The organism is Kitasatospora sp. NPDC056531, assembly GCF_042794375.1.
Lineage (GTDB): Bacteria > Actinomycetota > Actinomycetes > Streptomycetales > Streptomycetaceae > Kitasatospora.
This window is the reverse complement of record NZ_JBHTTU010000181.1, coordinates 1-6,416: the sequence shown is the minus strand read 5'-3', so window position 1 is coordinate 6,416 and position 6,416 is coordinate 1. Positions and strand designations below refer to the sequence as shown.

At 72.1% G+C, this 6,416-nt stretch carries 9 protein-coding genes; 5 read left to right on the top strand and 4 right to left on the bottom strand.

Annotated features, from left to right (window positions below):
* Positions 1-33: 33 nt before the first annotated feature.
* Both ACFQ87_RS43540 and ACFQ87_RS43535 read right to left on the bottom strand, forming a co-directional pair.
* Entirely contained in the window at positions 34-468 is a 435-nt protein-coding gene (locus ACFQ87_RS43540; protein ID WP_380616572.1) for a hypothetical protein, read from the bottom strand.
* A 35-nt stretch (positions 469-503) separates the two neighbouring features.
* Complete coding sequence (locus tag ACFQ87_RS43535) at positions 504-1,025, bottom strand: peptidylprolyl isomerase (protein WP_380616571.1); 522 nt, start codon at positions 1,023-1,025, stop codon at positions 504-506.
* 114 nt (positions 1,026-1,139) lie between these two features.
* Here ACFQ87_RS43535 and ACFQ87_RS43530 point away from each other — a divergent pair, with 114 nt between their 5' ends.
* Positions 1,140-1,355 carry a hypothetical protein gene (locus ACFQ87_RS43530; protein WP_380616573.1) on the top strand — a complete coding sequence of 72 codons (216 nt, stop codon included), beginning with the start codon at positions 1,140-1,142 and terminating at the stop codon, positions 1,353-1,355.
* Between the two features lie 75 nt (positions 1,356-1,430).
* Here ACFQ87_RS43530 and ACFQ87_RS43525 read toward each other — a convergent pair whose 3' ends face one another.
* Positions 1,431-2,222: an ALF repeat-containing protein gene (locus tag ACFQ87_RS43525; protein ID WP_380616570.1), complete on the bottom strand. Its 792-nt coding sequence runs from the start codon at positions 2,220-2,222 to the stop codon at positions 1,431-1,433.
* Positions 2,223-2,375: 153 nt separating this feature from the next.
* Here ACFQ87_RS43525 and ACFQ87_RS43520 point away from each other — a divergent pair, with 153 nt between their 5' ends.
* Both ACFQ87_RS43520 and ACFQ87_RS43515 read left to right on the top strand, forming a co-directional pair.
* A complete protein-coding gene (locus ACFQ87_RS43520; RefSeq protein WP_380616569.1) occupies positions 2,376-3,332 on the top strand; it encodes an NAD-dependent epimerase/dehydratase family protein in 957 nt (318 codons plus the stop codon).
* Between the two features lie 113 nt (positions 3,333-3,445).
* Positions 3,446-4,273, top strand: a complete 828-nt coding sequence (locus ACFQ87_RS43515; protein WP_380616568.1) for a hypothetical protein — start codon at positions 3,446-3,448, stop codon at positions 4,271-4,273.
* Between the two features lie 20 nt (positions 4,274-4,293).
* Here ACFQ87_RS43515 and ACFQ87_RS43510 read toward each other — a convergent pair whose 3' ends face one another.
* On the bottom strand, positions 4,294-4,623 hold the full coding sequence (locus ACFQ87_RS43510; protein ID WP_380616567.1) for a DUF1330 domain-containing protein: 330 nt from the start codon (positions 4,621-4,623) through the stop codon (positions 4,294-4,296).
* A 285-nt stretch (positions 4,624-4,908) separates the two neighbouring features.
* On the opposite strand from ACFQ87_RS43510, the gene ACFQ87_RS43505 reads away from it, so the two are divergent.
* Complete coding sequence (locus tag ACFQ87_RS43505) at positions 4,909-5,307, top strand: DUF5958 family protein (RefSeq protein ID WP_380616566.1); 399 nt, start codon at positions 4,909-4,911, stop codon at positions 5,305-5,307.
* Positions 5,308-5,343: 36 nt separating this feature from the next.
* Positions 5,344-6,345, top strand: a complete 1,002-nt coding sequence (locus tag ACFQ87_RS43500; protein WP_380616565.1) for an IS701 family transposase — start codon at positions 5,344-5,346, stop codon at positions 6,343-6,345.
* The last annotated feature ends 71 nt before the right edge of the window (positions 6,346-6,416 follow it).

Here is a 6,416-nt window from a genome sequence, read left to right as displayed (position 1 = left end):
CGTCAGAACCGGCCCCGGCCGTCAGATCCCGTCCTACCGTCGCCCGCGCTCGGCCGGGCGGCGGCCCGGCGTCTGCCCGTCCACCGGCAGTCCCAGGTGGGCGAGCACCTCGTGTACGGCCAGGCGCCCGGCCTTGCGGTAGGAGTGCTCGCTGGTGTCCACGGCGTGCACGACGGTGTGGTGCACCACCAACGCCAACGCCACGGGGACGCCGGGCAGTTGCTCGGTCAGCTCCACGCGCACTCCCTCGGCCAGCGCGGCGTGGTAGCGGGCGAGGTCCTCCGGCGTCGGGTCGCCGAGCACGGTCGCGCCGGCGGCGACCTCCAGGTGCACGCCATCCTCCCACGGCTCGAAGTCCACCGTGGAGTCCGCGACATCGCTCGGGCAGCCCGCCTGGAACACGTACCGGGCCCGCACGCCGCGCACCGGGCGGGGCGGGAAGGCCGTCATCGGCTCGGGGCCGTCCATCGCCGCTCCGATCGGTCGGTCAGTCGGTCAGTCGGTCAGGAGTAGGTGATCTCGACGGAGGTGACGACCACGTCCTCGACCGGGCGGTCGTCCTCGGTGGGCGCGGCGGCGATCGCGTCGACGACGGCCTTGGAGGCGGCGTCGGCGACCTGGCCGAAGATGGTGTGGCGGCGGTTGAGGTGGGTGGGGGTGCCCACCGTGATGAAGAACTGCGAACCGTTGGTGCCCGGGCCGGAGTTGGCCATCGCCAGCAGGTAGGGCTTGGTGAAGAACAGCTCCGGGTGGAACTCGTCCGCGAAGGCGTAGCCCGGGCCGCCGGTGCCGGTGCCGGTCGGGTCGCCGCCTTGGATCATGAAGCCCGCGATCACCCGGTGGAACAGCGTGCCGTCGTAGTACGGGCCGCTGCCCGGCTCGCCGGTGCGCGGGTCGGTGTACTCCCGGGTGCCCTCGGCGAGTTCGACGAAGTTGCGGACCGTCTTCGGCGCGTGGAACGGGAACAGTTCCAGCCGGATCGGGCCGGCCGTGGTGTGCAGGGTGGCGAACCGGGCAGTGGCCACGGGTGACTCCTCGGGTCGTTCAGTCGATCATCAGGGCTTTCGGGTGCGCATCCTGACACAGTGGGGGGTTCGCGGCCGAACTGGGTGGGCCGGAAGAGGAAAGGGGTGACCGTGGTGCTCGGTACGGTGCTGGTCGCGCTGCTGGTGCTGGTCGTCGCCGGGTGCGGCTGCGTGGTGTGGGCCGAGCGCGGCGGGCCGCGCTGGGCGCGCGCGGTCGCGGCCGTCACGCTCGGCGCGGGAGAGGTGCTGCGGCGCCTCGAACGCAGTCAGCGCCGCCGGCGCAGGCGGCGCAGGAGCGTGAACGGCGGGGGCGGCGGGGACGGGGACTGAGCCGCCCGGCGGCCGAGACACGCGCATCCCCGGCCGTCGCCGTGACGGCGGCGACGGCCGGGGAGGTACGGGGTGTCAGCTCTCGGCGGAGCGGCGACGGGAGATCGCGACCAGCGCGGCCCCGGCGGCGAGGGCCGCGGCGGCGCCGCCGGCCTCCCAGCCGAGCCCGTCGGTGCCGGTGGCGGCGAGCGTGCCGGTGCGGGTGGCGGTGGCCTCGACGCCCACGCCCGTGCCCGTACCCGTGGCGGCGGTGCCGGAGCCGGTGGTGCCAGTGGTGGTGGTCCCGGTCAGGGCGGCCGGCTGGACGGTCTGCGGCTGCTGGGCGCCCTGGTCCTGCTGCCCGGCGGGCTTGTCGGCCACCTTGTCGGCGGGCTTGTCGGCGGGCTTGTTCGCGGCGGCCTCGTCCAGGGCGCGGGCCTTGGCCCAGCCCTCGTTGAGGAAGGCCAGGATGTCCGCGTCGCTGCCGTCCATCGCCTTGCTGGCCCCCTCGCGCACGGCGCGGCCGCCGGAGGAGATGAGCTGGGCGACCTTCACCCGGTTGTCGATGGCGCGCTGCCGGGGCAGCTCGGTCTCCAGGAAGTGCCGCATCTCGGCGGCGGTGCCCTTGAGGGCCTTCTCGGCCGCCTCGCGCACGCCGGGCCCGGTCTCCTTGTCGGCCAGGATCCGCTGGATCTCGGCGCGGTCGCGCTGCTCCTGGCCGTCGGCACCCTCGGTGGGGGCGGCGTCCGGCGCGGAACCCGAGGCGGTGTCAGGGCCGGAGACGCCGGCCGGCTGGGGGGCGTCGGCGGCCGAGGCCGTCGAGGGGAACAGCACGGCGGGGGCCAGGACGGCGGCCGCGACGACGGCGGACACCCGGGGCAGCTTCATGTAGCGGAACCTGTCTTCTTCATGTGAAGGGATCATGAACGCCCCACAGCATAGATCCTCTTTTACTTTTGCCATACCAGGTATTTGTCCGGGCCGCCGGACCCCGCCCGAAGGCGTGTCCCGCCTGGTCAAGTACGCCGTTAGGGTGGGCGGATGAGCTTCCATCTGGTCGTCGGACACGGGCCCGCCGGGGCCGCCACCGCCCGCCTGCTGGCCGAACAGGGTCACCGGGTCCGGGTCGCCACCCGCACCGGGCGCCCCGCCGGGCAGGCCGTCGAGGGCGTCGAACACCTCGCCCTCGACGCGAGCGACCCCGCCGGGCTGACCCGGGCCGCCCGCGGCGCCGTCGCGCTCTACGGCTGCGCCGCGCCGCCGCTGCCGCAGTGGACCGAGCGCTGGCCCGCCCTCAACTCCGCACTGTGCGCGGCGGCCGAGGACAGCGGCGCGGTGCTGGTCATGCTCGGCAACCTGTACGGCTACGGCCCGGTCGAGCGTCCGATGACCGAGGACCTGCCGCTGGCCGCGACCGGCCCCAAGGGGCGGGTGCGGGCGGCGGCCTGGGAGCAGGCGCGGGCGCTGCACGAGGCCGGGCGGATCCGGGCCGTGGAGGTGCGGGCCTCGGACTTCTTCGGACCGGGCGTCACCGACGGCGGCCACCTGGCCGCCCGGGCGATGCCGGCCCTGCTGAAGGGCCGTCCGGTCGCGGCGCTCGGCGACCCGGACACCCCGCACAGCTGGACCTACCTGCCCGACGTGGCCCGGGCGCTGGTCGAGGTCGCGGGCGAGGAACGCGCCTGGGGCCGGGCCTGGCACGTGCCCAACACCCCCGCCCTGTCGGTGCGTGCGATGGTCGAGCGCCTGGCCGCCGAGGCCGGCACCGGCCCGGTCGCGGTGCGCCGCCTGTCCCCCGTCCTGCTCGGCGTGGCCGGGCTGTTCTCCCCGCTGCTGCGCGAACTGCGCGAGGTCCGTTACCAGTTCGACCGCCCGTTCACGGTGGACGCCTCCGCCTACGAGGCGGAGTTCACCGTCCGGGCCACGCCGCTGGCGGAGCAGCTCGCGGCGACGGTCGGCTGGTGGCGCGAGCGGCTGGAGGGTCCTGCGGCACGGTAGGTGACGGGCCGACGGACGGGGCGGTAGCGGCGCGTGGCAGGATGACCACCGCACGTGCGCGAAGCGCCTCACGTGCCGCTCTCTTCTGCCTGCTGAGGATCGGGGGGATCCTTGTGTCCACGACCAGAACTCCAGTCGCCGTCGGCGCTGCGGTGGCCGTCTGCGCCGCCGTCGTCCTGACCGGGTGCGCGTCCAACAACCTGCACCTGCCCGGCCCGTTGTCGGCGGGCAGCGCCTCGCCGCCGCCGGTGCCGACCATCAGCGCCACTGCGAGCAACTCGCCGTCCACCGGCACCACACCGACGCTCGACGACAGCGCCGCGCCCGTCTTCACCACTCCGACCCCCACCCCGAGCGGTCCGCAGCCGCTGAGCGGCGCGGCCATGAAGGCGCTGCTGCCCACCCCGGCGACCCTGCCCCACGGTTGGACGATGAAGGCGGACACCGAGGTCGACAGCGGCGACGCCTTCCGGGACGAGACGGACAAGCCGACCCTCTCGGACCACCCCTGCACCTGGCTCGGCAACGCGAGCGGGACCACGCTCGGCCTCGACTACCAGGCCGCGCAGGCCCTGGCCGACGCGTCCGACGGCGACAACGAGTCCCAGATCGTCCTGAACTCCTACTTCCCCGGCACCGCCACCAAGATGCTCGCCGGGATCCGCGCCTACGCCGACAAGTGCAAGTCGTACACCGGCCGCGACTGGGGGGATCAGCAGGTACCGGTCACGGTGACCGTCACCCCGGTGCCGAACCTCGGCGACGAGGCCCTCGACCTGAAGAACGTGCCGAAGGGCCCGTACGCGGTCCAGGAGGTGCTCGCCGTGCGGGTCCGCGACACGGTGCTCTTCCTGGACGGCAACACCATCGTGGAGCGGATGCCGCACTTCATGGACCTCGCGGTGCCGATGACCAAGCACCTCCAGCAGGTCGTCCCCTAGCCCGCGGCGCACCTCGGGGCTCAGTGCCCCTTGAGGCTCTGCTCGCCCCGGTAGCCGACCGGCACGCCCTCGGCGATGATCACGTCGGCGACCATGTGGCGGGTGCGCAGCTCCAGGATGTCCCGGTAGGCGGGCGAGTCGTACCAGGCGCGGGCCCGCTCGTAGTCGGGGAACTCGATCAGGATGAGGCCGAGCGGCCCCCAACTGCCCTCCAGCGTCTCGAACGTGCCGCCGTGGACGATGAAGCGACCGCCGAAGGCGTCGAGGGTGGCGTCGATGCGCTGCAGGTACTCGACGATGTCGGGGCAGAAGTCGGCGGAGTGGACCTGGGCCAGGGCGTAGGCGGTCATGGCTGCTCCCAAGGTGTCGGGGGGTGTGGCTGACGTCTACGACGCTACGGGGCGGCGGGAGTCGGGCGAATCCGTCACGGATCAGTAGGGGGTGCGTAGGTGCGTACCCTGATGGTTCGTGTAGCATCCGCGCAGCTCAAACGCGTGATCTGAGCTCTTGGGCGCAGACCCCCTGTTTCAGCTGGTTAGTACTCCAGTCATACTTCGCGATCTGATTCGATGGCCTTCGGGGGCTACTGGCCTCAGCCGGATCGCGGAGGTTGGCGGATCGACGAGCGCACGGTCATGGTGAACGAGCTCGCGCAGGGCCTGCGCCCGATCGGGCAGGGTGTCGAGTGGTTCGAAGCCCTGCCCGCTCAGGACCAGTTCGAGGTCCTTCGGGATCTGGGCGGACACTGCATCCAGGCGCGGGCGACGGTGGAGGACGGTCCCGAGAGCGTACGGATCGCCGGTATCCGGCCGACACACACCCCGGCCGTGCTGATCACGCGTGGGCAGTTGGCCGGGCAACTGACGAAGATCATCAATCTGCCGCAGGACGAGCGCGTGAAAGCGTTTCGGCTGTTGGTCGCGCTGCTGGGGGTGGCTGACAAGCGCCGTCGGGAGCGGTTCTGCACTGACGGATGCACCCACGCGTGGCACCAGCTGGTTGCAGAGGCCGATACGAAAGCGGCCACCGCGTGATCATCAGAGGTTGTGTGGACTTCTGAAGATGGTGCGATGGCCGCGGGTCATAGCGTAGACCCTGCCCGCTGGCGGGCGATGTTCGACCAGGCCATGGCCCGCATCGCGGGCCGGTTCCGCCGCGTGGAACCGAGGGCGACGGCACGGGCGTTCGTCCTCGGACTACTGTCCGGCGTCGAACGCAAGAACTGCTGGCAGCTGGCCGAGGAGGCCGGCCATGCCCGACCCGGCGCGATGCAGCGGCTGCTTCGAAGCGCACGCTGGGACGCCGACGGGGTGCGCGACGAGGTCCGTTCCTACGTGCTGGACCACCTCGGTGGTGACGGCGTGCTGATCGTGGACGAGACGGGGTTCCTGAAGAAGGGCCTGCGTTCGGCGGGCGTGCAGCGGCAGTACACCGGCACTGCCGGTCGGATCGAGAATGCCCAGGTCGGCGTGTTCCTTGCCTACGCATCGCCGCGGGGACGGGCGCTGATCGACCGTCGGCTTTACCTTCCCGAGCACACCTGGTGCCGGGATCCCGATCGCCGGTCGGGCTCTGGGGTCCCCGAGCAGGTGGAGTTCGCCACCAAGCCCCGCCTGGCCCTGCAGATGATCGAAGCGGCCCTGGACGCCGGGTGCTCCTCCTCCTGGGTGACCGGCGACGAGGTCTACGGCCAGGACCCACAACTTCGTTCCGCCCTGGAGGCACGCGGGATCGGCTACGTCCTGGCGGTCGCCTGCACCACCAAGGTGCGGATCAACGAGAACCGCACGGTTGTCCAGGCCGACACCGTGGCCGCCTCACTGCCCCGGGACACCTGGCACCGGCAGAGCGCCGGCGCCGGAGCGAAGGGCCCGCGCTACTACGACTGGGCGTGGGTGCAGACCGGAGCCGACAAGAACCGGTGCCTGCTGATCCGCCGCAACACCGCGACCGGCGAACTCGCCTTCTACCTGTGCTGGTCACCGGACGAGGTGGCCCTGTCCGCGCTGGTGCGCGTCGCCGGTATCAGGTGGTGCATTGAAGAGTGCTTCGTGCGACACGAGGCTGCTTGAGCTGAGTGAACTCACCGATGAGGAGGTTCCGTTGAGGAAGGTGTAGTTCCAGGCCAGTGTCCATGGCCTGT